General features: G+C 35.6%; 25 protein-coding genes and 1 tRNA gene. 14 read left to right on the forward strand and 12 right to left on the reverse strand.

Translation table 11 applies throughout. From position 1 onward, the window contains the following. Positions 1-2: 2 nt before the first annotated feature. The 7 genes from CQA62_RS00385 to CQA62_RS00415 are packed head-to-tail and all read left to right on the forward strand — an operon-like array spanning position 3 to position 5979. A complete protein-coding gene (locus CQA62_RS00385) occupies positions 3-1058 on the forward strand; it encodes a hypothetical protein (protein WP_104723593.1) in 1056 nt (351 codons plus the stop codon). Beyond that, on the forward strand, positions 1033-1455 hold the full coding sequence (gene rnhA, locus CQA62_RS00390; RefSeq protein WP_104723597.1) for a ribonuclease HI: 423 nt from the start codon (positions 1033-1035) through the stop codon (positions 1453-1455). Before CQA62_RS00385 ends, rnhA begins: the two co-directional genes overlap by 26 nt. Position 1456: 1 nt before the next feature. Continuing rightward, positions 1457-2125: a ribonuclease III gene (gene rnc / locus CQA62_RS00395; RefSeq protein WP_104723600.1), complete on the forward strand. Its 669-nt coding sequence runs from the start codon at positions 1457-1459 to the stop codon at positions 2123-2125. Continuing rightward, positions 2122-3159, forward strand: a complete 1038-nt coding sequence (aroC, locus tag CQA62_RS00400; protein ID WP_104723602.1) for a chorismate synthase — start codon at positions 2122-2124, stop codon at positions 3157-3159. The genes rnc and aroC overlap by 4 nt, the downstream gene beginning before the upstream one ends. Further along, positions 3156-3935 carry a 3-methyl-2-oxobutanoate hydroxymethyltransferase gene (gene panB, locus CQA62_RS00405; RefSeq protein ID WP_104723604.1) on the forward strand — a complete coding sequence of 260 codons (780 nt, stop codon included), beginning with the start codon at positions 3156-3158 and terminating at the stop codon, positions 3933-3935. The genes aroC and panB overlap by 4 nt, the downstream gene beginning before the upstream one ends. Beyond that, positions 3935-4936, forward strand: coding sequence for a Holliday junction branch migration DNA helicase RuvB (gene ruvB, locus CQA62_RS00410; RefSeq protein ID WP_104723606.1), 1002 nt, complete (start codon positions 3935-3937; stop codon positions 4934-4936). Before panB ends, ruvB begins: the two co-directional genes overlap by 1 nt. Positions 4937-4947: 11 nt before the next feature. Further along, positions 4948-5979, forward strand: coding sequence for an AI-2E family transporter (locus CQA62_RS00415; protein WP_126498357.1), 1032 nt, complete (start codon positions 4948-4950; stop codon positions 5977-5979). On the opposite strand, the gene CQA62_RS00420 is transcribed toward CQA62_RS00415, so the two are convergent. After that, positions 5976-6371: an HP1233 family protein gene (locus CQA62_RS00420; RefSeq protein WP_104723610.1), complete on the reverse strand. Its 396-nt coding sequence runs from the start codon at positions 6369-6371 to the stop codon at positions 5976-5978. The two genes, CQA62_RS00415 and CQA62_RS00420, sit on opposite strands and share 4 nt — an antisense overlap. Before the next feature lie 101 nt (positions 6372-6472). Between CQA62_RS00420 and purE the strand changes: the two genes are divergently transcribed. Genes purE through CQA62_RS00435 form a run of 3 tightly spaced genes read left to right on the forward strand, consistent with a single transcriptional unit; the run spans position 6473 to position 8207 of the window. Beyond that, positions 6473-6970, forward strand: a complete 498-nt coding sequence (gene purE, locus CQA62_RS00425; protein WP_104723612.1) for a 5-(carboxyamino)imidazole ribonucleotide mutase — start codon at positions 6473-6475, stop codon at positions 6968-6970. Then, positions 6967-7365 (forward strand): DUF3972 domain-containing protein, encoded by a 399-nt coding sequence (locus CQA62_RS00430; RefSeq protein ID WP_104723614.1) that lies wholly within the window; start codon positions 6967-6969, stop codon positions 7363-7365. The genes purE and CQA62_RS00430 overlap by 4 nt, the downstream gene beginning before the upstream one ends. Further along, positions 7362-8207, forward strand: a complete 846-nt coding sequence (locus tag CQA62_RS00435) for a damage-control phosphatase ARMT1 family protein (protein ID WP_158653671.1) — start codon at positions 7362-7364, stop codon at positions 8205-8207. The genes CQA62_RS00430 and CQA62_RS00435 overlap by 4 nt, the downstream gene beginning before the upstream one ends. Here CQA62_RS00435 and CQA62_RS00440 read toward each other — a convergent pair. Then, positions 8202-8966, reverse strand: coding sequence for an undecaprenyl-diphosphate phosphatase (locus tag CQA62_RS00440; RefSeq protein WP_104723618.1), 765 nt, complete (start codon positions 8964-8966; stop codon positions 8202-8204). The genes CQA62_RS00435 and CQA62_RS00440 overlap by 6 nt on opposite strands. A 114-nt stretch (positions 8967-9080) precedes the next feature. Between CQA62_RS00440 and CQA62_RS00445 the strand changes: the two genes are divergently transcribed. After that, positions 9081-9158 (forward strand) — tRNA-Pro (locus tag CQA62_RS00445). 136 nt (positions 9159-9294) lie between these two features. Here CQA62_RS00445 and polA read toward each other — a convergent pair. From polA to tig, 6 genes are read right to left on the reverse strand one after another with little or no spacing between them, the layout of a single operon-like run. Continuing rightward, positions 9295-11988, reverse strand: a complete 2694-nt coding sequence (gene polA, locus CQA62_RS00450; RefSeq protein WP_104723620.1) for a DNA polymerase I — start codon at positions 11986-11988, stop codon at positions 9295-9297. A 52-nt stretch (positions 11989-12040) separates the two neighbouring features. Further along, positions 12041-13546 (reverse strand): YifB family Mg chelatase-like AAA ATPase, encoded by a 1506-nt coding sequence (locus CQA62_RS00455; protein WP_104723622.1) that lies wholly within the window; start codon positions 13544-13546, stop codon positions 12041-12043. After that, positions 13543-14064 (reverse strand): peptide deformylase, encoded by a 522-nt coding sequence (gene def / locus CQA62_RS00460; RefSeq protein ID WP_104723624.1) that lies wholly within the window; start codon positions 14062-14064, stop codon positions 13543-13545. The genes CQA62_RS00455 and def overlap by 4 nt, the downstream gene beginning before the upstream one ends. Further along, a complete protein-coding gene (locus CQA62_RS00465) occupies positions 14064-15110 on the reverse strand; it encodes a hypothetical protein (protein WP_104723626.1) in 1047 nt (348 codons plus the stop codon). The genes def and CQA62_RS00465 overlap by 1 nt, the downstream gene beginning before the upstream one ends. Beyond that, positions 15110-15703 carry an ATP-dependent Clp endopeptidase proteolytic subunit ClpP gene (gene clpP, locus CQA62_RS00470; protein ID WP_104723628.1) on the reverse strand — a complete coding sequence of 198 codons (594 nt, stop codon included), beginning with the start codon at positions 15701-15703 and terminating at the stop codon, positions 15110-15112. The genes CQA62_RS00465 and clpP overlap by 1 nt, the downstream gene beginning before the upstream one ends. Beyond that, a complete protein-coding gene (gene tig / locus CQA62_RS00475; protein ID WP_104723630.1) occupies positions 15703-17106 on the reverse strand; it encodes a trigger factor in 1404 nt (467 codons plus the stop codon). Before tig ends, clpP begins: the two co-directional genes overlap by 1 nt. A 131-nt stretch (positions 17107-17237) precedes the next feature. Between tig and fliI the strand changes: the two genes are divergently transcribed. From fliI to CQA62_RS00490, 3 genes are all read left to right on the forward strand, one after another. Then, on the forward strand, positions 17238-18539 hold the full coding sequence (gene fliI, locus CQA62_RS00480; protein ID WP_104723632.1) for a flagellar protein export ATPase FliI: 1302 nt from the start codon (positions 17238-17240) through the stop codon (positions 18537-18539). A gap of 85 nt (positions 18540-18624) precedes the next feature. Then, the gene (locus CQA62_RS00485) at positions 18625-19782 is read left to right on the forward strand and encodes a NifS family cysteine desulfurase (RefSeq protein ID WP_104723634.1); all 1158 of its coding nucleotides are present in this window, start codon (positions 18625-18627) and stop codon (positions 19780-19782) included. Between the two features lie 16 nt (positions 19783-19798). Then, complete coding sequence (locus tag CQA62_RS00490) at positions 19799-20779, forward strand: iron-sulfur cluster assembly scaffold protein (RefSeq protein WP_104723636.1); 981 nt, start codon at positions 19799-19801, stop codon at positions 20777-20779. A gap of 303 nt (positions 20780-21082) precedes the next feature. On the opposite strand, the gene CQA62_RS00495 is transcribed toward CQA62_RS00490, so the two are convergent. The 4 genes from CQA62_RS00495 to CQA62_RS00510 form a co-directional block, all read right to left on the reverse strand. Further along, positions 21083-21835, reverse strand: coding sequence for an outer membrane beta-barrel protein (locus CQA62_RS00495; protein ID WP_115585091.1), 753 nt, complete (start codon positions 21833-21835; stop codon positions 21083-21085). 405 nt (positions 21836-22240) lie between these two features. Next, positions 22241-22978, reverse strand: coding sequence for a type II CRISPR RNA-guided endonuclease Cas9 (cas9, locus tag CQA62_RS00500; protein ID WP_104723640.1), 738 nt, complete (start codon positions 22976-22978; stop codon positions 22241-22243). 383 nt (positions 22979-23361) lie between these two features. Next, positions 23362-24405: a non-hydrolyzing UDP-N-acetylglucosamine 2-epimerase gene (gene wecB, locus CQA62_RS00505; RefSeq protein WP_104723642.1), complete on the reverse strand. Its 1044-nt coding sequence runs from the start codon at positions 24403-24405 to the stop codon at positions 23362-23364. Further along, complete coding sequence (locus CQA62_RS00510) at positions 24402-24827, reverse strand: transcriptional repressor (protein WP_233704135.1); 426 nt, start codon at positions 24825-24827, stop codon at positions 24402-24404. The genes wecB and CQA62_RS00510 overlap by 4 nt, the downstream gene beginning before the upstream one ends. Positions 24828-24866: the final 39 nt, after the last annotated feature.

Consider the following 24866-nt stretch of genomic DNA (forward strand, 5'->3'; position numbering starts at 1 on the left):
GTTTGGGAGATTTAAGCTACATTTATCGTGACCCACTTTTTGGAATAGCTACTCTTATTGCTATTATTGCCTTTGTGCTTATTGCGGACTACTATCGTAATCTTTATCAAAAAAAACAGCGCCAAAAATCTCTTAATGCTTTAGTGAAAAGCTATGAACATCATGGTATTTTTGATGGAATTGCAGAATTTTTAAAAGTTTCAAAAGAACCTATCCCAACCCTTATATTTCTTGCTAAAAGCTATGCAAAAGGAGGAAATAATCAACAAGCAATTAAAATCTATCTTACCCTGATTGAACAATTTGATGAATCTAGGCAAAAAATTGAAATCCTAGAAGAACTTGGGCTACTTTATGTTCGTGCAGGATTTTTACAAAAAGGAAAAGATATTTTTTTAGAAATTCTTAAAAATAATCCAAAAAACCTCAAAATCCTTGCAAATCTTGTAGAACTCTATGGAATACTTGGGGATTATCAAAGTGCCTTTGATACACTTGAATGCATTGAAGAGAATATGGGGGAATTAAGCAAAAAAGACAAGGATAAACTTGCATTAGCAAGAGAGTATTTTAGAATGCAAATGACTTTTATTCTTAGAGATGAAGAAGAAAGAAATACAAGACTTATTGAGATCTTATATAAAGAACCTCGTGTGCATAGAGTAATCCTTAACTTTTTCAAAATCAATGCCCCAAGACTTTTTTGGGAGCATTTTCCCCATGAAGATTGGGAAAATCTCATTGATCTACTCTGGGATATTCCACCAAATAAAATCCCTCTTGCTATCATCAAAACTAGCCCTGCAATTGAGGTCTTTCAAGCTAAGGGGTATTTTCCTACAAAGCAGTGCAAAAATTTTTCATTAGAGACTATTAGGTTGTTTGAAACTTATTCCAATCAAAAAGCAACATTAAGTTTTTTATATGTTTGTCCACATTGTCAAAGTCAATTTCCCTTTGATGATTTTAGATGTGCTGTTTGTGGTGAACTAGGAGAACTCAAACTCATTACCAAACCCCAAAGGTTACAGTATGAAAAAAATCACACTTTATTGTGATGGCTCCTCTCTTGGCAATCCTGGGGCTGGGGGATGGTGTGCAATCCTTTGCTACAAAGATAAAGAAAAGATTTTAAGCGGTGGAGAAGCCAATGCAACAAATAATCAAATGGAACTTAAAGCTGTTGTAGAATCTCTTAAAGCCTTAAAGGAATCTTGTGAAGTAGAAATAGTAAGTGATTCAAAATACGTATGTGAGGGGATTAATTCTTGGTTAAATACTTGGGTGAAAAAAAATTTTAAAGATGTTAAAAACCCTTTAATGTGGCAAGAATATCTCCAAGTTTCTGCACCTCACAAAATCAAAGCAACTTGGGTTAGAGGACATGCAGGACATATATATAATGAGAGATGCGATACAATAGCCAAAGAAGAAGCCCAAAAATACAAGGTTTGAGATGCTAGAGAAATTACAAAAAAATATCCATTATCTTTTTAAGGATCAAAAACTCCTCCATCTTTCTCTCACTCACAAAAGCTATAAACGTAGAGAAAATAATGAGAGATTGGAGTTTTTAGGAGATGCGGTTGTAGATTTGATTGTGGGGGAGTATCTTTATTCACGTTTTGACAATCATCAAGAAGGAAAACTTAGCCAAATTCGCGCAAGCATTGTGAATGAAGAGGGATTGGCAATGTTTGCGAGGGATTTAGGGATACAGGATTACCTTTATCTCTCCAATGCAGAAGAGAGTAATAATGGACGCAATAAACCTTCAATCCTAGCTGATGCACTAGAAGCTTTAGTTGGGGCAATTTTTTTAGAATCAGGATTTGAAGAAGCAAAAAAATTTTTACTTCCCCTCATTGAAAAACATTATGCAAAAATAGATTTTGAGAAAAAAATTTTAGACTATAAAACTACGCTTCAAGAACTTACACAATCTTTATTTGGGGAAATTCCTCAATATGTTCTCTTGCAAGAAATAGGTCCTGATCATCAAAAGTTTTTTGAAATGGCAATTTTTATTCAAGGGAAAGAATACGCTAAAGCAATTGGAGCAAGTAAAAAACAGGCTCAACAAGAATGTGCCAAACTCGCTTATAAGATTTTAAAAAAATCATGAATACTTTTGGCACCGCACTTAGGCTTACAACCTTTGGAGAATCTCATGGAGAATGTGTTGGGGGAGTGCTTGATGGACTCCCTGCAAATCTATCAATCAATCTCCAATCTATTCATCAAGCAATCAAAAAAAGGGCGGGGGGAAGAAATGCGTTTGTAACTCCAAGAAGTGAGAGCGATATTTGTGAGATTTTAAGTGGTGTGTTTGAGGGAAAAAGCACAGGAGCACCCCTTGCTTTTATTGTTAGAAACACTCATCAAAAAACTCAAGATTACTCAAATCTCAAAGATGTCTTTCGACCCTCTCACGCAGATTTTACCTATTTTTATAAATACGGTAATAGCGACTATCGTGGTGGAGGAAGGGCCAGTGCAAGGGAAACTTTGGTGCGTGTCATTGCCTCAAGCATAGTTGAGCCCTTATTACAAAATATCAGTGTGCAAAGTGGAATTCTTGGCATTGGAGAGATTGTAGGGGAGCAATTAGATTTTTCTTTTGCATCACAGAGTGAGATTTTTGCCCTTGATCAAAACAAGGAATTTGCTCAAAAACAATGTATCACCGAGTGTAGAGAGAATGGAGATAGCATTGGTGGGGTTGTCCTTTTAAGGGTTAGGGGAGATTTATTAGGATTGGGTGAACCCATCTATTACAAGCTTGATGCAGAGATTGCAAGAGCCATGATGGGGATTAATGGTGTTAAGGCTGTTGAGATTGGTGAAGGCGTTCATGCCTCAAAATTCAAAGGCTCACGATATAATGACATGCTTAGCAAAAAAGGATTTCTTAGCAATCATAGTGGAGGGATTTTAGGAGGAATTGCAAATGGAGAGGAGATTTTAGTCAAGATTCATTTCAAGCCCACACCAAGTATTGCACTTCCTCAAACTACGCTCAATAAATATGGAGAAGAGCAAATGCTACAAATTAAGGGACGTCATGACCCTTGCATTGCAATTCGTGGAAGTGTTGTTGCACAAGCAATGATGAAACTTGTTCTAGCAGATATGATATTACTCAGGAGGAGACAATGACAATTACACAAATTCAAGCTAAAAAAGGGAAAGAAAAAATCACAGCCATTACAGCCTATGATGCATTATTTGGAAAAATTTTTGATGGCGAAGTGGATCTTATCTTGGTAGGAGATAGTCTTTCTCATAGTTTTGGGGGGATGGAGGATACCCTAAGTATTGGGATTGATGAGATGATTTATCACACAAAGGCAGTATGTAGAGGTGTAAAGCAAAGTCTTGTGGTTGGAGATATGAGCTTTGGGAGCTATTGCAATGAGATGGATGCTATTAAGAATGCCATCCGATTTTATAAAGAAACTCATGCTGGGGCGGTCAAACTTGAGGGTGGAATCAATCGCGCAAAGACTATTAAATCCATCATCAATGAGGGAGTAGCAGTCATGGGACATATGGGATTAATGCCTCAATTTGCTCGCAGTGAGGGGGGATATAAAATTAAAGGAAAAAATGAAGAGAGTATAACAAAACTCAAAGAAGATGCCTTGGCATTACAGGAGGCAGGAGTATTTTCTATTGTTTTAGAGGGAGTGAAACACGAAGTTGCTGAACAAATTACCCAAATGCTTTCCATCCCCACTATTGGAATTGGCAGTGGAGTGCATTGTGATGGGCAAATTTTGGTATGGAGTGACGCATTTGGATTTTTCACTGAGTTTAAACCCAAGTTTGTAAGACACTACTTCCAAGGAGAAAAACTGCTTAAAAATGCAATTAGAGAGTATGCTAAAGATGTCAAAGAACAAAAATTTCCAAGTTTGGATGAGAGTTATTAATGGAGAGAATTGTTGATATTGAAAAAATCAACTTTGAAGAGAGTTCTGAAGTTTCCCTACGCCCAAGCCTATGGGAAGATTACATTGGACAAGAACAAATCAAAAAAAATCTTCAAGTCTTTATCCAAGCTTCCAAAAAACGAGGAGAATGTTTAGATCATATTCTTTTCTTTGGCCCCCCTGGACTTGGAAAAACCACTCTTAGTCATATTATTGCCACAGAAATGGGGGCTGAGATAAAGGTTACTGCTGCTCCAATGATAGAAAAAAGTGGTGATTTAGCAGCAATCCTTACCAATCTAGGAGAGGGAGATATTCTTTTTATTGATGAGATTCATCGCTTAAGTCCTGCAATTGAAGAAATTCTCTATCCTGCAATGGAAGATTTTAGACTTGATATTATCATTGGTTCAGGACCAGCAGCCCAAAGTGTAAAAATTGATATTCCACGCTTTACACTCATTGGTGCAACCACACGAGCTGGAATGCTTAGCAACCCTTTACGGGATCGCTTTGGAATGAATTTTAGAATGCAGTTCTACACCGCAGAGGAGCTCGCAAAAATTGTTAAAATTGCGAGTTTAAAGCTTGGAAAACCTTTAAGTGATGAAGGTGCACAAGAAATTGCAAGAAGAAGTCGAGGGACGCCTAGAATTGCTTTACGACTTTTAAAAAGGGTAAGAGACTTTGCAGATGTTTACAATGAGGAGAGTATCACTTTTAATAGGGCAAAATTCGCACTTGAGGAACTTGGAGTGAATGATTATGGCTTTGATGAGCTGGATTTGCGTTATTTGCATATTCTTGCAGAGAATAATGGGCGTCCCATTGGACTGAGCACCATTTCTGCAGCAATGAGTGAGGATGAAAGCACCATTGAAGATGTGATTGAACCTTATTTGCTCGCAAATGGATATTTAGAGCGTAGTGCAAAGGGAAGAATCCCTACACAAAAAACTTATAAAATCTTAGGAATTCAAAGAGAGGGGAGCTTATTTTGAAAGAAAAGAAAATGAAAGGGCTTTATTTTTTCTGGATCACCTTTGGGGCAAGTTTATGTGCAATGGCATATCTCTATAATGCCTTTTTACTTAATCTTCTTATTGCTTTGCTTTTATGTGTTTCAACCTACTTTCTTAAAAATTTTTTTGATCACTATATCTCTTATAATTGGCTCTCCTCTTTATTTTGCACACTTGTGCCTGTTATTTTATTTGCCATTCCTATGGTATTTGTTGTGATTAAGGGAATAGATGTGCTCTCTACAATTGAACCCTCTTCTCTTAATCAGTTTATAGAATCCACAAAAGAAAAAATTTTATTTTGGCTTATAGAGATCTCTCCTGAAATTGCATCTAGAGCTAAAGAGTTTATGAGCAATTTCTCAGGAAGTGTAATTTTAAATTATGTTTTCGGGATGAGTGCAGGATTTGCAAAATGGGGTGTTACACTTCTTGTTAATATAGGCTTTATCATTGTATTTTTATATTTTTGCTTTTTTTACTCTAAGGCCTTTAGGGATTTTACCCTTAATCTTATTCCCTTCTCTGTAGAACAAACAAAAAGTATTTATGAAGAGATTAGCGGGGTATTGAATATTGTATTTTTCACCTCTATCCTTAATATTTTGCTTCAAGGTTTTTGTTTTGGGGTAGCGAGTTACTTTTTAGGTTATGATGGATTTTTGCTCGGAGTGCTCTATGGTTTTGCCTCAATTGTTCCTGTTGTGGGAGGTGCACTTGTTTGGGTGCCAGTTGCATTTTATCAGCTCTATTTGGGAGACACGACAGGAGCTATTTTTATCGCCCTTTATGGGGCAATTTTTATTGGACTGATCATTGATAATGGTGTAAAGCCCCTTTTAATTGGCTTTGTCAAAGACAAAGTGATTAAAACTTCTGTCAAAATCAATGAAGTGCTTATCTTTTTTGCAATTTTGGCAGGAATTAGTGTTTTTGGTTTTGCAGGAATTGTTATTGGCCCAGCGGCCACAGCACTATTTATTGCTCTACTTCGAGTTTATGATAATAGCCTTAAAAATTAAGTATTTTTACTTTGTAAAATTGCTTGGTGTGCATTATGAAAAACTTTTAAAAAATCTCTATCATTTTGAATTGAACGATAAGGATTATGCGTATTTTGATTTTTAAGCTCATTAAGACGGTAGAGTGATTGGGCTGCCAAGATCTTATCGCTCTCATTCATTTCAGCCGTTGCTCTTACAAAAGCTAGATATTCATCATCGCTCATTTTCTCAATAACACTTAAGCCATAAGTTTGTCTTGGGAGCGAAAGTTCTATAGGATCTTCTTTTGTATAAGATTGTTTTTTTTCTTCAATCAAAGGCTTATGCATCTTATCTGCTTCTTTGAGATATTGTTCTTGGATATCTGAATAAAGTGAAGGCATTGTTGTGTAAGATGAAGTAATTTGCATAATGTCCCTTTTTAAATATTTTTTTTTAAGAAGGGACAGCAAAAAGGAGTCCTAAAAAGACTTTTTGGTAAGATTTCAAAAACTACAAAAAAGGAAAAGCTATGGATTTTGTTGCAGTAATGATGGGGAGTAAAAGTGATTGGGAAGTGATGAAACATTGTATTGAGATTTTTAAAAAATTTGATGTTGCTTATGAGATAGTCATCAGCTCTGCGCATCGAAGTCCTGAACGCACAAAAGAATATGTCAAAGATGCTCAAGAGAGGGGTGCGCAAGTTTTTATTGGGGCAGCAGGTATGGCAGCTCATCTTGCAGGGGCAATTGCCTCTATGACAACACTCCCCGTTATTGGTGTTCCACTCTTAGGCGAAGCACTTGAGGGGTTAGATGCGTTACTCTCTACTGTGCAAATGCCAGCTTCAATGCCTGTTGCAACAATGGCTATTGGAAAGGCAGGAGCAATTAATAGTGCGTATTTGGCGATGCAAATTCTTGCACTCAAAGATCAGGAGCTTAGCGGGAAGCTCTTGCAAGATCGTGTCATGAAAGCCAAAAAGGTCGAACTAGATTCTGCAGAGATTGAGGTAAAAATTCAGTGAAATGGTTGAGTCTTAATGAATTTATGCAAGAAACTTCTTATAGCAAATCTCAAATTGCACAAGGAGTGAAAAGCAAACAAATCCAAGCTAAAAACATTAAAGGTGAGCTTTATTTAAGAAAAATTTATACTCCAGAAAGTGATTTATTTCAAGAAAGCATTGCACATATTTTAGAAATGCACTCTAAACTTACTTTGGCAAAGGATGAAACCATTGCCAATCTCAAAAATGAAAATGAATTTCTCAAAAGCACTATTGTAGCCATGCAAGAAACTTATTTAGAAGAGAAGAAACTGATTGAGTTTTTAAGAAATGAGCTAGAACGCAATGCACAAGAAATAGAAGCATTGCAAAAAAAATATAGACTGATGTGGGAAAAGGTGAGCAAAAAGTGAAAGCTCAAAAAGAGTGTTTTATCTGTCTTTACAATCAAGCCAAAGTATGGAGTGAAAAAATTGGTCAAGAGTATTTGCAAAAAATCCCCAAAGATAAAAATGGTAATAGCGTAAATCTCACTCCTCCACATATTGCAATTAAACTCTATGAGAAACTTGCACAAGAAAGAGGGGTGGAGGATCTTTATAAGCAGATTAAATATGACTGCATTACAAAGGCTTATGATATGTTAAAAGGGATTGACCCTCTTAACATAAGTTTAAAGGAGGGAATTATTTTTGGAGCCTTGGGAAATGTGATTGACTATGGCAGTGCTTTAAATTTTCAAATCAATGAATTTGATTTGAAAAAAGAAAGAGAAAAACTTGAATTTGCCCATTTTGATTTTGAAGCATTTCAAAAGAGAGCTAAGGAGGCAAAAAATATCATCATTATTGCTGATAATGCGGGGGAAAACCTCTTTGATGAAATTATGATCCAAACTCTTAAAACCTACTTTCCCTCCCTAGTTTTTTCATATTTCCTTAGAGGAGCTCCCATCATTAATGACCTTACGCTCCAAGATCTTGGCAATCCCTACTCTCAAAAAATATTCTCTCTTGCTCAAGTGGTGGACACAGGAGTAAAAAGTCCATCCTTTATTTATGCGAATGCCACTGCTCAAGCCCAGGAAATTTATAATCAGGCAGACTTGATTATTGCTAAGGGAATGGGGAATTTTGAATGCATGGAAGAGCAAAAAGATGAAAGGGTATTTTTCTTATTTAAAATCAAGTGCCAAGTCATAGCCAATTGGCTTTCTTTACCATTGGGTAAAATGGTCTTTAAACAAAACTTATAAAACCCAAAATAAAAAAATCACTCCAATCAGAATACGGTAAATTCCAAACCCTACATAAGTAAAACGTGAGATAAATTTCATAAATATTTTAATGACAAGCAAAGAGGTCAAAAATGCAACTACTCCTCCCACAAGAATATATTCCATTTCAGCACTCTTAAAAAGGGTGTAATTTTTATAAATATCATAAAAAGTTGCAGCAAACATTGTAGGAATGGCAAGCAAGAAGCTAAACTCAGCGGCACATTTTCTTGAAAGACCCAAAAGCAATCCCCCAATAATTGTTGAACCACTTCTTGATGTGCCTGGAATCATTGCTAAAGATTGGAAAAGTCCAATAAGAAATGCTTGCTTATAGCTCACCTCTTCAACTCTTTGAAAATGATATTTTTCTTGGCGATAAAACTTTTCAATCCATAAAAATACAATCCCCCCAGCAATAAGCATATAGGCCACAATATTTGGAGAAAATAGATCTTTAACTATTTTATAAAGTGTTAAACCTAAAATTCCTGTTGGAATAAATCCTACAATCAATTTTGCCCACAATGAGCGATTATGCAAGAGCTTCTTAAAATACATTACAACAACCGCAAGGATTGAGCCAAGCTGAATAGCTACTTCAAATGTTTTAAGAAAATCTGTTTGCTCAAGCCCCATAAGTTTTGCACTTAAAATCAAGTGGCCCGTAGAGGAAATAGGTAAAAACTCACTCACTCCCTCCACAATCCCTAAAACCACACTATGAAAAATATCCATAAAATCCCTTTGCTACTTAGAATAAAATGAATTTTATCTAATTCAGGTTGCAAGGCCAAAAGATAGGGTTACAAAAGTCAAAATTACAAGTATAATAACAATTTTATTTTTCATCGGAGTATGGCGCAGCCTGATTAGCGCGCACCCTTGGGGTGGGTGAGGTCGTGGGTTTGAATCCCGCTACTCCGACCATTCTCTCTTTCGTAAAATCCTATCTTTTTTATTATATTTATACTTTTCCATCTTAAGAAAGTGAGTTTTTTCTTTTTAAATTATTGGCTCTAGATTTGGGTGCAAAAATTTATATCCAACTTTGCTTTAAAGTTTGTTATTTTAGCTCTGCCCAATTTTTCCCAAGTGCTACTCCACATTCAAGGGGAACCCTTAATGTATAAACCCCATTCATAATTTCAGCAATTTCTTTAGCCTTCTCTTGTGCCCCTTCTTCGGGGAGTTCAAAAATCAATTCATCATGCACTTGAATAAGCATTTTAATGGCACTGCCTTCAATAAAATCTCCAATCTTATTCATTGAGAGCTTGATTAAATCTGCTGCACTCCCTTGAAAAATACTATTAATCCCTTCTCTAAGATAGTTAGCTTTTTGAAAATCTGTTGCATCCCTAAAATCAAAATATCTTCGATGCCCCAAGAGTGTTTGGGCATATCCTACATTCTGTATGCTCTCTTCTTGAAATTTAAGGAAATTTTTTACTGTTGGAAAGTTTTCAAAATAGTTTTGGATATATTCTTTTGCCTCTTTAAGAGAAATTTTAAGAGTTTCAGCAAGCTTCTTTGCCCCCATTCCATAAATTAAACCAAAGTTGATACTTTTAGCAATTGCTCTCTTCTCCTCAGATCCAAAAATCTTAAGCGCCGTTTGTGCATGAATATCCTTCCCTTCTTTAAAAGATTGGATCAAACTTGGATCTTGCGAGAAATGGGCCAAAAGTCTAAGCTCAATTTGAGAATAATCTACACTTAAAAGTACATTCCCCTCTCTTGCAATAAAACCTTGCCTAATCTTTTTTCCCGCTTCTGTTCTTACGGGGATATTTTGTAAATTAGGAGATTTTGAACTTAAACGCCCAGTAGCTGTCCCTGTTTGAAGAAAAGAGGTAAAGACTCTATCTTCTTGTTTTGCTAATTTTAAGAGGGGATCAATGTAGGTATTTCTTAGCTTATTGGCCTCTCGATATCTTAAAATAGGAGTAATGATGGGATGAATATCTACAAGCTTTTCTAAAACACTCTCTTGTGTGCTATATCCCCCCTTAACTTGCTTACTGCCCTGAAGTCCCAATTTTTCAAAAAGAATGATAGAAAGTTGAGAGGGAGAATTGAGGTTAAAAGTTTCTTGAGCAAGCGAAAAGACCTCAGAGGAATATTCAGCAATATTTTTTGTCGCAATCACTCTTAAGGATTCAAAAAACTCAACATCAATCTTAATTCCCTCAGATTCCATTTCTGCAAGTGTCTTAATCATAGGGAATTCAAGTGTATATGCTAATTCAAGAAGATGGTGGAGGTTTTGGTTTTCAAACTCACTTTTCAATCTCTCATAAAGACAATACGTTGCTACAGCATCTTCACATGCATAACGTGAAGCCTCTTCTAAAACAACTTGTGAAAAATTCTCTCCCTTTTTAACAACCTCATCAAAAGAGAGCATCTTATAATCAAACCACTTAAGCATTTGTCGGTCAAGTCCTACAGGGAATCCACTATCATAAAGCCATGCCAAAAGCATGGAATCAAGCATTCCTTTTTGAGGAGTAAGAGAGAAATTATGTTTTGCGACAAGATAATCAAACTTAAGATTATGCCCAATAATAGGATGTTTAAAAATCTCACCTATAAGCTCTTTGGCCTCATCTTGGCTAACCTGTGTCTCAACTCCTAAATAATTATGAGCTAAAGGCACATAATAACCTTTTTTTTGATCAACACAAAAACTAAAACCCACCATTTTTGCTCGATAAGTCTCTAGAGCATCTGTTTCGCAGTCATAAGCAATAGGTGTATCTAATGGAATAGATCGCAAAATTTCAAGAGCCTTTTGAAAATTATTTAAAAGCTCATACTCATAGCTAAAACTATTTTGAATAATTCGCTCTCTTTTTGAACCAATATCCTTGCGTGGATCACGTTTTGTAGCAAGATTTTGCTTCTTCACTCGTAAAATTAAGCGATCAAAATCATAGGTTTCAAGCTCATCAATAATTTTAAGTAATGGATTTTCTTTAGGAAATGGAGTGGGAGAAAAAGATGTGATTAAATCATCGTGGAGCTTAACAAGCTTTTGACTAAGATAGGCACTCTCTTTTCCTTCTTTAAGCAACATTGCAAGTCTAGGGGTAATTTTATTCTCTGCCCAATGTTGCTCATCTGCATACAGGGCATCAAGACTATGATAATGATTGATAATTCTTTGCGCACTCTTTGCGCCAATTCCCTTAACTCCCTTAACATTATCACTGCTATCTCCAAGTAAACTTTGAAATGCTACAAAATCCTTAGGATATACTCCCCATTTATCCAAACACTCTTGAGTATGAATCTCTTTTTTTTTGATTGGATCATACAGATGTACCCCTTCTGAAATAAGCTGATAGAGATCTTTATCATGACTGACAATACGCACATTAAGCCCCTTGCCTAATGCCCACTTGCTCAAAGAAGCAATCACATCATCAGCCTCATATCCTTCAATAGAAAGATTAGAAAAACCCATCTTTTCTATCCATTCAATAGCAATAGGGAGTTGCATTAAAAGCTCTTGTGGGGTTTCTTGACGGGTGGATTTGTAACTAGAATCCAGTAATTTTCTTCTATTCACTCCTCTGCCCTCAAGTGCAAAGGCCAAATACTCGCATCCCCCCTCTTGATAAAGACTGTGAATAAGATTTGCAAAACCCATCAAAAGTCCTGTAGGGAATCCTTTGGAATTACGCAAAGGGGGAAGTGCATAATAGCTTCTAAAAAAGAATCCAAAAGTATCTATGATTGTTAGAGTTCGCATAACTATCCTTTGGCTTTTTTAGATGATATTTTATGATAAGTTGGGTTAGGGATTAGATTTTTCGATAACCAAAAGCCTCAATTAAATGGGTTTTTTTAATTTTTTCACTTCCCTCAAGGTCGGCAATTGTTCGTGCAACTTTTTTAACTTTTTGTATCCCTCTAAAACTTAGTCCAAATTTTTCTTGCATTCTTTCAATAAGTTCAAAACACTCTGGTTCTAAAATGCAATATAGGGCAACTTCTTTTTCACTCAGTTTGCCATTGAGATTTTTTTGCCCTCGCCTTTTTTGAATCGCAAAAACTTCAAAAACTCTCTCCTGCATCTGTTTTGAGCTCATTCCTGCTTTTCCCTCTTTTTTCTCACTCATTTGAGTAAATAGATCAATGCGATCCCAAAAAGGTTCTGAAAGTCTATTGCGATAAGCATTAATCTCCTTATCCTGACATCTACATTCCTTGCTTACTGAAAGTAAGTTTCCACAAGGACAGGGATTTTGTGCACCGATAAATAAAAATGAAGTTTCATACTCAATTTTGCTATGCACTCTTGAAATCACTAAAGCATTATTCTCTAATGGCTCACGTAAAGACTCTAAAATATCTTTTTTAAAATGAGGTAATTCATCAAAAAAGAGGATTCCATAATGTGCAAGTGCAATTTCTCCAATCTTAGCCTCTATATTTGTTGCTGAACCTAAGATGCTTGATTTTGATGCACTTTGATGCGGCGAGCGAAAAGGACGTAGGGGAGAGTAGTTTGTGCTTTGATTTCCCAATGCTTGAAGCTTGACACACTCAATCATCTCTTCTAAACTCATTGGGGGCAAAATCCCCCTCATTCGCTTGGCAATCATACTCTTTCCACATCCTGGACTTCCCTCAAGGATAAAATTATGCATTCCGCACGCTGAAATTAATGCAACACGCTTGGCTACTTCTTGTCCTAAAACATCTGAAAAATCATAAGTGAAATCTTGAGTGTAGTAATACCTCTCTCCTAAAACCTCAATACTTTGAAATTCTAAAGCTCTCTTTGCAAAAGATGGGGGTAAGGGATTGGATTTTAGGAGTTCTAATGCCTCTTGCAGTGTGGAAACAAAATACAAAGAGAGATGAGGGATAGGGGAACAGATTTTCTCTCCCCCTTTAGGCAAAATGACTTTTGCATTCCTTTTTTGTAAGGCAATCTCAAGCAAAAGTGGAAAGATCTCCTCTTGATACTTAAGCACTCCATCTAACCCTAGCTCTCCAAAAGCAAACCACTCTTCTTCCAGTCTCTCTTTTTGCAATGCTCCTAAAAGCGCAATGGGTAGATCAAAATGACTTCCACTTTTAGGCAAATCTGCTGGAGAAAGATTGAGAATAAAACGCATTGGGGGAAGGGGAATTTGTGCAGATTGTAAAGCTGATTGGACTCTATGCTTAGCTTCTTGAATAGAGTGATTAGCAAGACCTGAGATATTAAAACTAGGCAATCCTCGATGGAAGCCTCCCTCTACTGCAACGATTTTTGCACCATTTCTATAACGTGTGGCACAAAAAATCGTATTGATCATCTCTTATTCTTATTCCTTTGCTCTTTCTTAAATTCTTTTTCAAATTTCTTTCTTTTCATAATGGAAAGTCGATCAACAAATAAAATTCCATTAAGATGATCCATTTCATGTTGAATTGCTACAGCTAGATATCCTTGAGCTTGAAGTGTTTGAGACTTGCCAAAGCGATCTTGATAGGTAATTTCTACCTCATCATATCGCAAAACATCTTCATAAAAATTAGGAACTGACAAACATCCTTCAGTAAAAAAAATTTCCCCCCTTTTTTTTGTAATCACAGGATTAATAATTTCTAATAAGTCCTCTTTATATTGAGTCTTATCTTCTCTTGGAATATTAATAATTAAGATTCTCCGAGGAATATTGACTTGAATCCCCGCAAGTCCCACACCTTCATGAGAGAGCATTGTTTCATACATATCATCAAGTAAGGCATGAAGATGTTCATCAAAAACTTCAACCTCTATCGAACGTGTTTTAAGAATGGGATTAGGGTAAGAGAGAATAGGTAAAATCATTATACTTTCTCCTCTTGAAATTCTTGTATTTTTTCTTGCAAACCATCATGATTAATTTCAATATCAATCATCCCATGAAAAGCTTTATCACAAGCAACTGCACACCGCTCAATCTCTTCACTCAAATTTGCACTAGGTAGAGCAAAACGAACTCCTGCACAAAAATCAAGTGTCATTTTGCCATTTAAAACAAAACTATTTTCTTTTGCACTAGCGATGATTTTTCTTACCCTTTCAAGCACCTTTTTATTATCTATATACTTATAAAGCATCATAAACTTACCATTACCAAAATAGCATAATGCCTCATCGCTCTGACTCTCTTTACAAAGAACTGTTGCCATTGCCTTTAGAGAAAGTTTAATGAGTTTCTTATCTCTCAAACTCTCTAAATACCCCTTAGTCAGACTAAATCCTACAAAAGCATAAGGGCAATTAATCTGATCGAGCAATCGCTTTTCCTTTTCGCAATGGGAAAGAAAATAACGTCTATTATAAACATTATAATGCGTATCGTAGATAGAATTTTTACTCACATTATCAATATTGACAACAATTTTCTTAATTGCTTGCCTCATTTGGACAATTTGGGTTTCTAGCGTAATTTGAAGATTTGTAAAATCTTGAGAATACAGTTGCACGGCACTTTTAAATGCAACAGGGTTATCAATCTTTGTAAGCTCCTGACTTTTTTGATGAATGGCATTTTGTGTTGTCACTACACTTTGATAAATACTTTTTGTAATATCTAAAATATTTTTGACATTTTTAATCCCATCTTTAACGCTAGATTCAAAGCTAAGCAGACGATCCTTTGCCTCAAGATTAATATCTACTTTTTGTCCAAAAATATTTTTAAACTCTTCACTCTCATCAGCAATGAGTTGCTCAAAAACAGATTCAAAACTATCAGCAAAAATAGGGATATCTTCTTGTTCAAGACGAGAAATTACATTTTGAGCAATTTTTGTAGTTTTAGCGGCGAAATCTTTTTTTTTCTCTTGATTTCTTATTCCATCGCTAAAATTTACAATGTTATCCTCCATTATTGGCTCACTTGATTTTTTTCCAACACCTTATCAATGAGTCCATATTCTTGAGCTTCTTTAGCACTCATAAAAAAATCTCTCTCAGTATCTTGTGCAATTTTTAAAACATCTTGCCCCGTATTGTTTGCCAAAATTTCATTAAGAGTAGATTTTAATCTTAAAATTTCTTGAGCTTGGATTTGAATATCTGTGGCTTGCCCCTTTGCTCCACCTAAGGGCTGATGGATCATAATACGGCTATTAGGAAGTGAGAATCTCTTTCCCTTTGCTCCACAGCTTAATAAGAATGCCCCCATAGAGGCAGCTTGCCCAATACAAATTGTACACACTTCAGGGCGAACATAATTCATCGTGTCATAGATACTCATTCCACTTGTAATCACACCACCTGGGGAATTAATATAGAGATAAATATCTTTTTGAGGATCTTCGGCTTCTAAAAAAAGAAGTTGAGCCACGATAGAAGAAGCAAGCTCATCATGAATCTCTCCGCTAAGCAAAATAATGCGATCTTTTAAGAGACGAGAGTAGATATCATAACTTCTCTCTCCTCTCCCTGTTTTTTCAATCACATAAGGGATATAGTTCATTATTTTTCTTCCTTCTTTGTTGTGCTTTTCTTAGTAGATGTTTTCTTTGGTTTTTCACCTTTTATTTCTTTTGGTTTATCCTCTTTGCTTGAAGCCTTTGAAGCTGAAGCCATATTTATTTTTTCATCTAAAAGCATTGTTAGGATTCTATCTTCTAGCATTGCCATTTTTACAGCTGGAAGAAGATTTTGCTTTTGATAAAACTCAAGAGTTGCTTTAGGATTTTGTCCTGCCATCATTGCCTCATAATAAAGTGCTTGAATCACTTCATTGTCTTGCACTTGCACCCCATATTCTTTTGAAGCGCTATCTACAATAAAAGTAATTGTAACACTCTTTTTCGCTTCATCTTCAAGCTCTTTTCTTTTTGCTTCAATTGCCTTGTTATCTGCTTGAAATTTCTCAAATTCTTCTTGAGTAAGTGTTTTGACATAATTATTAAGTAAAATATTTATCTCTTGCTCTACAATGAGATCTGGTAGATCAAACTTAATACTCTCAAGAATATTATCTACTAGTTTAGGTTTAAGCTCTTCATTGTAAAGTTTTACCCTCATTTCATTTTGAAGCTGAAGTTTGACTTGGTCTTTGAGAGTCTGAAGCGTTGCATCTGCATTATTAAGAATCTTCTTTGCAACTTCATCATCAAGCTTTGCCTCATCTTTAATTTTGATCATATTCAGCTTAATTTTAAATGTTGCTTCTTTTCCTGCAAGTTCTTTTGCTTGATAATTCTCTGGAAAAGTGACTTGAATGTCCTTCTCTTCACCTTTTTTCATGCCAATAAGTTGAGGTTCAAATCCTGCAATAAATTGATTGCTTCCAATTACAAGATCAAATCCCTGTGCCTTTCCACCTTCAAATGCCTTTCCTGCAATAAATCCTTCAAAATCAATATTTGCTGTATTGCCCTCTGCAAGTTTAGCTGTTGCTTTTGCTTCAATAAGGGGTGCCTGGGATTTTGCAATCTCATCCAATCTTTCATCAATTTCTTTTAAACTTGGATCTTTAATCTTTGCATCAGGCACACAAGACTTAAGCTTAGAGAGATCTATTTTTGGAGCTAGAGAGATTTTAAACTCTATATCAATCTCATTACCCTTTCTCTCAAACTTAGTAATTGCAGGATTTCCCAAAACATCTTTTTGCTCAACCTTAAGATCTTTAAGCACTTGTTGAAAATTCTCTCTAATTGCTTCTTGCTCGACTTCTTGTTGGATTTGTTTAGCATATCTCTGTTTGACAATGTTTAATGGAACCTTACCTTTTCTAAATCCGTGGATATTTACATTTTTTGCAAATTGCTGTGTAATAGCTTGAGATTTTTTATCTACAAGCTCTGCAGAAATTATACTGCTTGCAATAGCATTAGCATCATTTACACGTTGTGTCTTTAAACTCATATTCTTCCCTTAAGATATTTTAGATTGAAGTATAATTTGCTAATTCTAACAAAAATAATTTTAAAACCCAAAAAATTTATTGGTTTTACTGCATGCTCACAACCAATGACATAAAACTTTAAGGAAAAAGAATGCCTCTAAAACAAATAAGGGAAAAGCTTAAAAATACCTCTTCTCTCTCTCCTACCTTTGGGACTCTCCTAAGCGTTACGCCTACATTACTTGTTGGAGAGGGATTAAATCCTAATGTGGGAGATGTGGTAGAAATCCACAATGAATTTGGAGTTAAAAGTCTAGGAGTTGTCACCTCATCCCATAATCAATCCTTCTCTATCGCACCTTTTTCTTTTGTAGAGGGACACAAAAGTGGAGATAAAGTTTATCTTCATAAAAGTGGCTTACAAATTCCTGTGGGGAAAGAACTCTTAGGAAGAGTGATTAACCCCCTTGGTGAGCCACTTGATGGAAATCCCCCCTATACTGCCACTTTTTATACTCCTATTATCAAAGCTCCTACAAGTGCAATGCAAAGAGGAATTATTGATGAAATTTTTAGTGTAAAAGTCAAGAGCATTGATGGGCTTCTTACAGTAGGAAAAGGTCAAAAACTAGGAATTTTTGCAGGAAGTGGTGTGGGAAAATCTACTCTTATGGGAATGATTGTGCGAGGTGCAAAAGCACAAATCAAGGTCATTGCTCTCATTGGAGAGAGAGGAAGAGAAGTCCCAGAGTTTATTCACAAAAATCTTAAAGGGGATTTAAGTGACACAATTTTAGTTGTAGCTACAAGTGATGATTCTCCATTGATGAGGAAGTATGGAGCCTTTAGCGCAATGGCAATTGCAGAATATTTTCAAGATGAAGGTTATGATGTGCTTTTTATGATGGATTCTCTCACACGTTTTGCAATGGCTCAAAGAGAAATTGGGCTTGCTCTGGGCGAACCCCCCACAACAAAAGGCTATCCACCTTCTACTCTCACCCTACTCCCTCAACTCATGGAACGTGCTGGAAAAAAAGAAGGAAAAGGCACCATTACTGCATTTTTTACTGTATTAGTTGAAGGAGATGATCTAAGCGACCCTATTGCCGACCAAAGCCGAAGCATCTTAGATGGGCACATTGTACTGAGTCGAGAGATGACAGATTTTGGAATCTATCCTCCAATTAATATCATCAACTCTGCCTCAAGGGTAAGCAACAATCTTATTGATAATGATCAAAAAAGAGCAGTTCAAAAATTCCGACGCCTCTATTGTATACTTAAAGAAAATGAGGTGCTTATTCGTATTGGAGCTTATCAAACAGGGAGTGATTTTGAACTCGATGAGGCCATAAGCAAAAAAGAATGGATTGAGGATTTTCTCAAACAAGGTGAAGAAGAATTGTTGGAATTTGAAACAATCAAAGAAAAACTTCTAGAAATTTTGTAATTTTTGTAGTTTTCATTATTATTTTGTGATATAACGCCAAATAATAAAAATTATTAATGAATTTCTAATTTAACAAGGATAAAAAATGCAAGCTTATTTGGACAATAATGCAACGACTATGATTGATCCTAAGGTGCTTGAGCTTATGCAACCCTATCTGAGAGAAAAATATGGTAATCCTAGCTCATTGCATAAATTTGGAACACAAACTCACCCTGCAATCTCTGAAGCTATTGATAAACTTTATACAGGAATTAATGCAAAAGATGAAGATGATATTATTGTCACTTCCTGCTCAACCGAATCAAGCAATTGGGTTTTAAAAGGTGTATATTTTGATGAGATTTTAGGTAAAGGAAAAAAACATATTATCACAACAGAAGTAGAACATCCAGCAGTAAGAAGCACTTGTGCATTCTTGGAAACCTTGGGGGTAAAAGTTACATATTTACCAGTGAATGAGGATGTTCGTGTAAGTGCTCAGCAAGTGCGCGATGCTATCACAGATGAAACTGCTTTAGTCAGTATTATGTGGGCAAATAATGAAACAGGTGTAATTTTTCCTATTGAAGAAATTGGAGAAGTTTGCAAAGAAAAAGGGGTGCTTTTCTATACTGATGCTGTTCAAGCTATTGGAAAGATTCCTGTGGATGTGGCCAAAGCAAATGTAGATTTTCTCAGCTTCTCAGCTCATAAATTCCACGGACCAAAAGGAATTGGTGGATTATATATTCGCAAAGGTGTAAAGCTCACTCCTCTCCTTCATGGTGGAGAACATATGGGGGGAAGAAGAAGTGGAACACTCAATGTCCCCTATATTGTCGGGATGGGAGAAGCAATGATATTGGCTCAAAAAGGGTTAATCTATGAAGACACAGAAGTAAGACGTTTGAGAGATAAACTTGAGGATGCGATTTTAAGGAATGATGAGATTTTGGTTGTAGGAAAAAAAGAACTTAAGGTCCCCAACACAATCCTTACAAGTGTAAGAGGAATTGAGGGAGAGGCAATGCTTTGGGATCTCAATAAGGCAGGTATTGCAGCTTCTACGGGGAGTGCCTGTGCAAGTGAAGACTTGGAGGCAAATCCTGTAATGGCTGCGATTGGGGCAGATAAAGAACTGGCTCATACAGCAATTCGATTCTCTCTTTCACGATTTAATACTGAAACAGAGATTGATTATGTTATTGATATATTTAATAAATCAATCAAAAGATTAAGAGAAATTTCATCAACATATTAAAAGGAAGGAATAGCAAATGGCAAAAAATGATCTTATTGGTGGAGCATTATGGGATGCATATTCCAACAAAGTTGCTCAAAGAATGGATAACCCCACACATCTTGGAGTTCTCACAGAAGAAGATGCGAAAGCACGCAATGCAAAGCTTATTGTGGCAGATTATGGAGCCGAATCTTGTGGAGATGCCGTAAGATTGTATTGGTTAGTGGATGAGAACGACACAATTATTGAAGGGAAATTTAAAAGTTTTGGATGCGGAACAGCTATAGCAAGTAGCGATATGATGGTAGAGCTATGTGTAGGCAAAAAAGTACAAGATGCTGTAAAAATCACAAATATTGATGTAGAGAAAGCTCTTAGAGATGATCCCGATACTCCTGCTGTACCAGGGCAAAAAATGCACTGCTCTGTAATGGCTTACGATGTGATTAAAAAAGCTGCATCAATTTATCTTGGAAAAGATATGGAGGATTTTGAAGAGGAGATTATTGTATGTGAATGTGCAAGAGTAAGTCTTAGCACAATTAAAGAAGTGATTAAAATTAATGATTTAAAAACAGTTGAGGAAATCACAAACTATACTAAAGCTGGAGCTTTTTGTAAGAGCTGTATCAAGCCTGGAGGACATGAAGAAAGGGATTATTATTTAGTGGATATTCTTAGAGAAACACGCCTTGAAATGGAAGCTGAAGCCCTTAAAGAAAAAGCTCAAAAAACTCAAATGGGGGATTTGATCTTTACAGAAATGACTATTGCCCAAAAGACAAGAGCAATTGATAAAACAATTGATGAACATATCCGCCCAATGCTGATCATGGATGGAGGAGATCTAGAAATTATTGATGTGCAAAATAGCTCTGATGGATATACTGATGTTTTTATCCGTTATATGGGAGCTTGTCATGGATGTGCTTCTGCAAGCACAGGAACGCTCTATGCGATTGAAAACACTCTCCAAGAATATCTCAATCCTCAAATCCGTGTTCTTCCAGTCTAATCTTCCCTATCTTGGGGGGGGGGGGATAGATGATATATCAAATCATCAACACAGCATTGAATGACGATGCATTCTAGATATTGTATAGTATTACTTAGGATTCTTTTTATTTGCCGTATTACTTCATGCTTATTTTCTCTATCCAGTCAAGGTAAGCATCCTCTCTATAATCTACAGCTAACCTTATTTTGGAATTCAATTATTTTTGTTTGAGTATTTTATATAATTTGTAATAGTGAAATTTTTGATTAAGATTAATTTCAAAGATTCTCCTAGCCAAAAAAGCTAGGGGAAGAACAGGCTTTAGAAGATATATTTATAACCTACATTAATGCTAATTGTTGGCAGTATGGCTATAAGATAAGTTTTTGTTTCAGTTTCTGATACAACAGAGCCTATGGGAAGCTTTGCTAAAATATCAAGCCGATGGTGCTCTTCTAAAAGCGTACTGATCCCTACACGTCCAGAAAAATCAAGCAAATGTCTTGTGGGTACATCTCTTGTTTTCTCTTCTGTCATTGTATTAAAATACGAAAGCAAGTAATGATAATTTGCCTCCACTCCTCCAAAAACTCCAAAACTATAAGCTCCGTTACTCCAAAAATTTACCATTAGATCAAGATTGACTCCTGTATCTAAAAATTGACAACCCTCTCTGAATTTGTCACTAGATTTCCAAAGACTAGAGTTTGAAGTATTGGTTTTGGTAGTAATATTCTTATAGTTTGTATAGCCTATAAGTCCACCAACACGGATTCCCAAATAATCATCTAAGAAGAAATGTTCGCTTCCAAAGTTAAGACCGAGATTAAAGCCTAGGTAGGGTTTTTTAGTGTATGTATCTTGTCCATCGCTTCGACTTTTTGATCTAAAAGCACTAGCCCAAGAATTGGGATTAACAGTTAGAAAGCGTATATTTTCATTTCCTACACTCCTACCCTTAGGTTCACTGATTGCTGTTGTATATCCAGCATCAACTCCAATAAAAAATCTTGCCTCTGCCATACTTGCATATGCAATACTTGCAATTGCTATACTTAAAATTTTTCTCTTCATAAAAAAGTTCCTCCATTTTTGGATTTTTTATATTGAAAGAGTTCAATATAAATCTTTCAATTTCTATAATTGTTAGTTAATTTTAATAAATTATTACATTATTTTTAATATTTCTTGAAAATAACATAAATAAATTCAAAATTTACTTTATCTTATAGCAATTATTCTTCAACAATCATATTTGTTAAATCTCTAGATGGATTAAAATTATTGATATGAGATAATACACATCAAGAATCAATATTGAATAGATAAATTTTTTGATTTTCTCATTGAATTAAAGGAGTCAAAAAACCTACGAAAATCTTGCATAGAAATAATATCTCTTTAATTTCTTCCACCATTGGGTTTTAAACTTTAAAATCTGTCTATGGTAAAATAGAAGTTGAGCAAGACCACTGCTGGCTAAAGGCTTTGCTTATCCTCTGCTCTAGCATTACCTAAGAGTGTAGTGCAAAACTCTTGAGTGATGCAGGGATTCCCTAAATCTTTTTGGATATTAAAAATCTTTAAAAGTTCTTCTTTAAGCTCACTTCTCCCAATACAATGATTGTAATCATCTTTTTTATTTCGGACACGAAGAAATCTTTGGCAATAGAGCTTAAACATCATCTCTCCAACTGTTTGGTAAGCTTCCTGCTTGATTAATGCGATATTTTGAGCAATAGCTTTTTTAATCTTGCCATCTTCATTATCTTCAATCCCATAAGTAATATCATCATATCCCCTATGCTTAGCAATATGTAAGATTACCCTTGCTAACTCCTCTTTATTTAATTCTCTATACAATGCCCTTTCTCTGAGCTCCCAAGGAGAAATAAAATTCTTAGAAGTTTGAAAAATTGGAGCAAGTCTCTCCTCTTGTAAAAAACATTTGGAATCTAATCCTAAGGTTTGGGAAAGATAGGATTTGATTTGAGCTATTCTTCCTCTTTTGCGTGCAGTCCTACGTCTTGCACTCCTTGCACTGCGTCTAGGTAATGCTAAAGATGCTTTATCTTTAGGGTTTTCAGCCCTTGTAAAAATTCTCACTCCACTCTCAATAATCCCCCTATCTTTAATCCCCTTATCTGTCCTCTCCCCCTCAATGACCGCCCAGCCAATACTTGCAATCCCAATATCCACACCCAAAGTCAAAACCATTTTTTACTCCTATTTTTCTTATTTCTTTATATTATCTAAGTTCCTGAATTTTTGAGTTTTTTTAAAGCAAACTACTGAATAGATATTACTTTTTGATTAATATGGATAAATTAAACTTTTAATAAAATTAATAATTCAAATATTTTCAAATAGAATACTTTCCCATATAGTCATTAGCATATACAATAGATTAAGAAATATTGAAAACCTATATTTCTGCATACTTTACATAGTTTTAGACCGACTGATTACAAACTATTCTCTTGGAATATTGCTCACAAGAAGTAGAGATTACTGAATACGATTCTGCTCTTTAATCTTTTTTTAAAATCCAGCTTATAATGCTAGAGAATCAATAGATCACGCACAGCTATTCTTATATTTTAACCCTTCTTCTCTTTTAATAATTCTTTCACAATCTTTAGTGTTGGCTTTTCTTTAAGATTTAAATCTAGAGGTAAAAAATTTAAAAGTGTCTTAGAATATGCCTCATTTAACTCCATATTTCCTAATAAATAACTGGCCCCACACTCTACAAACTCACCCCATTCACTCACTTCACGCAAAATTAAGCAAGGCTTTTTGGCATAAACTGCCTCTTTCTGTAGGCCTCCGCTATCTGTCATCACCATTTGTGCATTTTTCAAAAGCCAAAGAGTTTGTAAATAGCCCTGTGGTGGGAGAGCAATAATATTACGAGGGAGGGAGAGGGAAAACTCTTCTAAACGTTTTTTTGTGCGTGGATGAAGGGGTAAAAGTATCTTAGTGGGGATTTTTCCCAAACCCTCAAGCAAAAAATGCAATCTGTCTTGATGATCCACATTGCTTTGACGATGCAAAGTACAAAGAATAAAACTCTCCTCACTCAACCCCTCAGGCTTTTGTGCAAGAGGAGAGAAAAGCTCAAATCCCTCCTCCATCACATCTCCGCTCAAAATCACATCTCCTCTTACCCCCTCTTTTAAGAGATTTTCACACGCACTCTCATTAGGTGCAAAAAGTTTATCTGAGAGTTGATCACAAAGCACACGATTTCTCTCCTCAGGCATATTCATATCAAAACTTCTCACTCCAGCCTCAATATGGGCTAAGGCCAAAGAATTCTCTTTTGCAAATAGGCTTCCTGCAAGAGTAGAGGTTGTATCTCCATAAACAATCACCCAATCAAACCTCTCTCCTCCCACTCTCTTCTGCATTTCCCCAAGCATTTCTCCAAGTTGAATAAGAGAATTTGTGCTTTGAATTTCAAGCTGAAGAGTTGGAGGTTTAAGTGAAAGCGAAGAGAAAAAAACCTTACTCATATTATCATCAAAATGCTGCCCTGTATGCAAAAGCACCTCATCAATCCCAAATTCAACAAAATGTTTTTGCAAGCTTGCATGCTTGATAAACTGGGGTCTAGCACCCAAAATACTCAATATTCTCATTCTTTCTCACACTTTTGGCAGATCCCTTTAATGAGCACACTTTTAACCTTGCCGCTTGTAATGCAGGGCATTGTAACATTAGAGATCTCTTTGCACACTTCACAGACAAAATATGCTTTTGCTTTAGTGGCAAGTTCATAAAATCTTTTACGTTCAATCTCTGTTGTAATCACAAGCCCTTCCTTTTCAAACAATTCCATATTGCGATAAAAGGTCGTCTTATTGGCATTGAGGCAAAAAGATTCGAAACTTAAGGGAATATTTGATCGCGCAAGAGTTTGTAATATCTCTATCCTCATTCCACTCACAGCAATATTGTGATCTTGCAAAAGTTTTATGGCATTCATTAAAGTCCTTGAAAGTTTTATCTCAGAAAATTGTATCACTTGCAACTCATTTTTATAGAAGCAACTCAGTTGCATCTGCTACAATTCCTCTTTTATCTTAGAATAGGAGCAATT

It is taken from the genome of Helicobacter cholecystus (assembly GCF_003364215.1).
GTDB classification, from domain to species: Bacteria; Campylobacterota; Campylobacteria; order Campylobacterales; family Helicobacteraceae; genus Helicobacter_G; species Helicobacter_G cholecystus.

Coding starts and splice junctions, on each gene's coding strand:
- CQA62_RS00485 (WP_104723634.1), top strand. CDS start 18,625: ATGCAAGCTTATTTGGACAATAATGCAACGACTATGATTGATCCTAAG.
- def (WP_104723624.1), bottom strand. CDS start 14,064: ATGATTTTACCTATTCTCTCTTACCCTAATCCCATTCTTAAAACACGT.
- CQA62_RS00510 (WP_233704135.1), bottom strand. CDS start 24,827: ATGCAACTGAGTTGCTTCTATAAAAATGAGTTGCAAGTGATACAATTT.
- wecB (WP_104723642.1), bottom strand. CDS start 24,405: ATGAGAATATTGAGTATTTTGGGTGCTAGACCCCAGTTTATCAAGCAT.
- CQA62_RS00455 (WP_104723622.1), bottom strand. CDS start 13,546: ATGATCAATACGATTTTTTGTGCCACACGTTATAGAAATGGTGCAAAA.
- cas9 (WP_104723640.1), bottom strand. CDS start 22,978: ATGGTTTTGACTTTGGGTGTGGATATTGGGATTGCAAGTATTGGCTGG.
- CQA62_RS00415 (WP_126498357.1), top strand. CDS start 4,948: ATGAAAGGGCTTTATTTTTTCTGGATCACCTTTGGGGCAAGTTTATGT.
- purE (WP_104723612.1), top strand. CDS start 6,473: ATGGATTTTGTTGCAGTAATGATGGGGAGTAAAAGTGATTGGGAAGTG.
- rnhA (WP_104723597.1), top strand. CDS start 1,033: ATGAAAAAAATCACACTTTATTGTGATGGCTCCTCTCTTGGCAATCCT.
- rnc (WP_104723600.1), top strand. CDS start 1,457: ATGCTAGAGAAATTACAAAAAAATATCCATTATCTTTTTAAGGATCAA.
- aroC (WP_104723602.1), top strand. CDS start 2,122: ATGAATACTTTTGGCACCGCACTTAGGCTTACAACCTTTGGAGAATCT.
- tig (WP_104723630.1), bottom strand. CDS start 17,106: ATGAGTTTAAAGACACAACGTGTAAATGATGCTAATGCTATTGCAAGC.
- clpP (WP_104723628.1), bottom strand. CDS start 15,703: ATGAACTATATCCCTTATGTGATTGAAAAAACAGGGAGAGGAGAGAGA.
- panB (WP_104723604.1), top strand. CDS start 3,156: ATGACAATTACACAAATTCAAGCTAAAAAAGGGAAAGAAAAAATCACA.
- CQA62_RS00495 (WP_115585091.1), bottom strand. CDS start 21,835: ATGAAGAGAAAAATTTTAAGTATAGCAATTGCAAGTATTGCATATGCA.
- CQA62_RS00490 (WP_104723636.1), top strand. CDS start 19,799: ATGGCAAAAAATGATCTTATTGGTGGAGCATTATGGGATGCATATTCC.
- ruvB (WP_104723606.1), top strand. CDS start 3,935: ATGGAGAGAATTGTTGATATTGAAAAAATCAACTTTGAAGAGAGTTCT.
- CQA62_RS00420 (WP_104723610.1), bottom strand. CDS start 6,371: ATGCAAATTACTTCATCTTACACAACAATGCCTTCACTTTATTCAGAT.
- CQA62_RS00465 (WP_104723626.1), bottom strand. CDS start 15,110: ATGGAGGATAACATTGTAAATTTTAGCGATGGAATAAGAAATCAAGAG.
- polA (WP_104723620.1), bottom strand. CDS start 11,988: ATGCGAACTCTAACAATCATAGATACTTTTGGATTCTTTTTTAGAAGC.
- fliI (WP_104723632.1), top strand. CDS start 17,238: ATGCCTCTAAAACAAATAAGGGAAAAGCTTAAAAATACCTCTTCTCTC.
- CQA62_RS00440 (WP_104723618.1), bottom strand. CDS start 8,966: ATGGATATTTTTCATAGTGTGGTTTTAGGGATTGTGGAGGGAGTGAGT.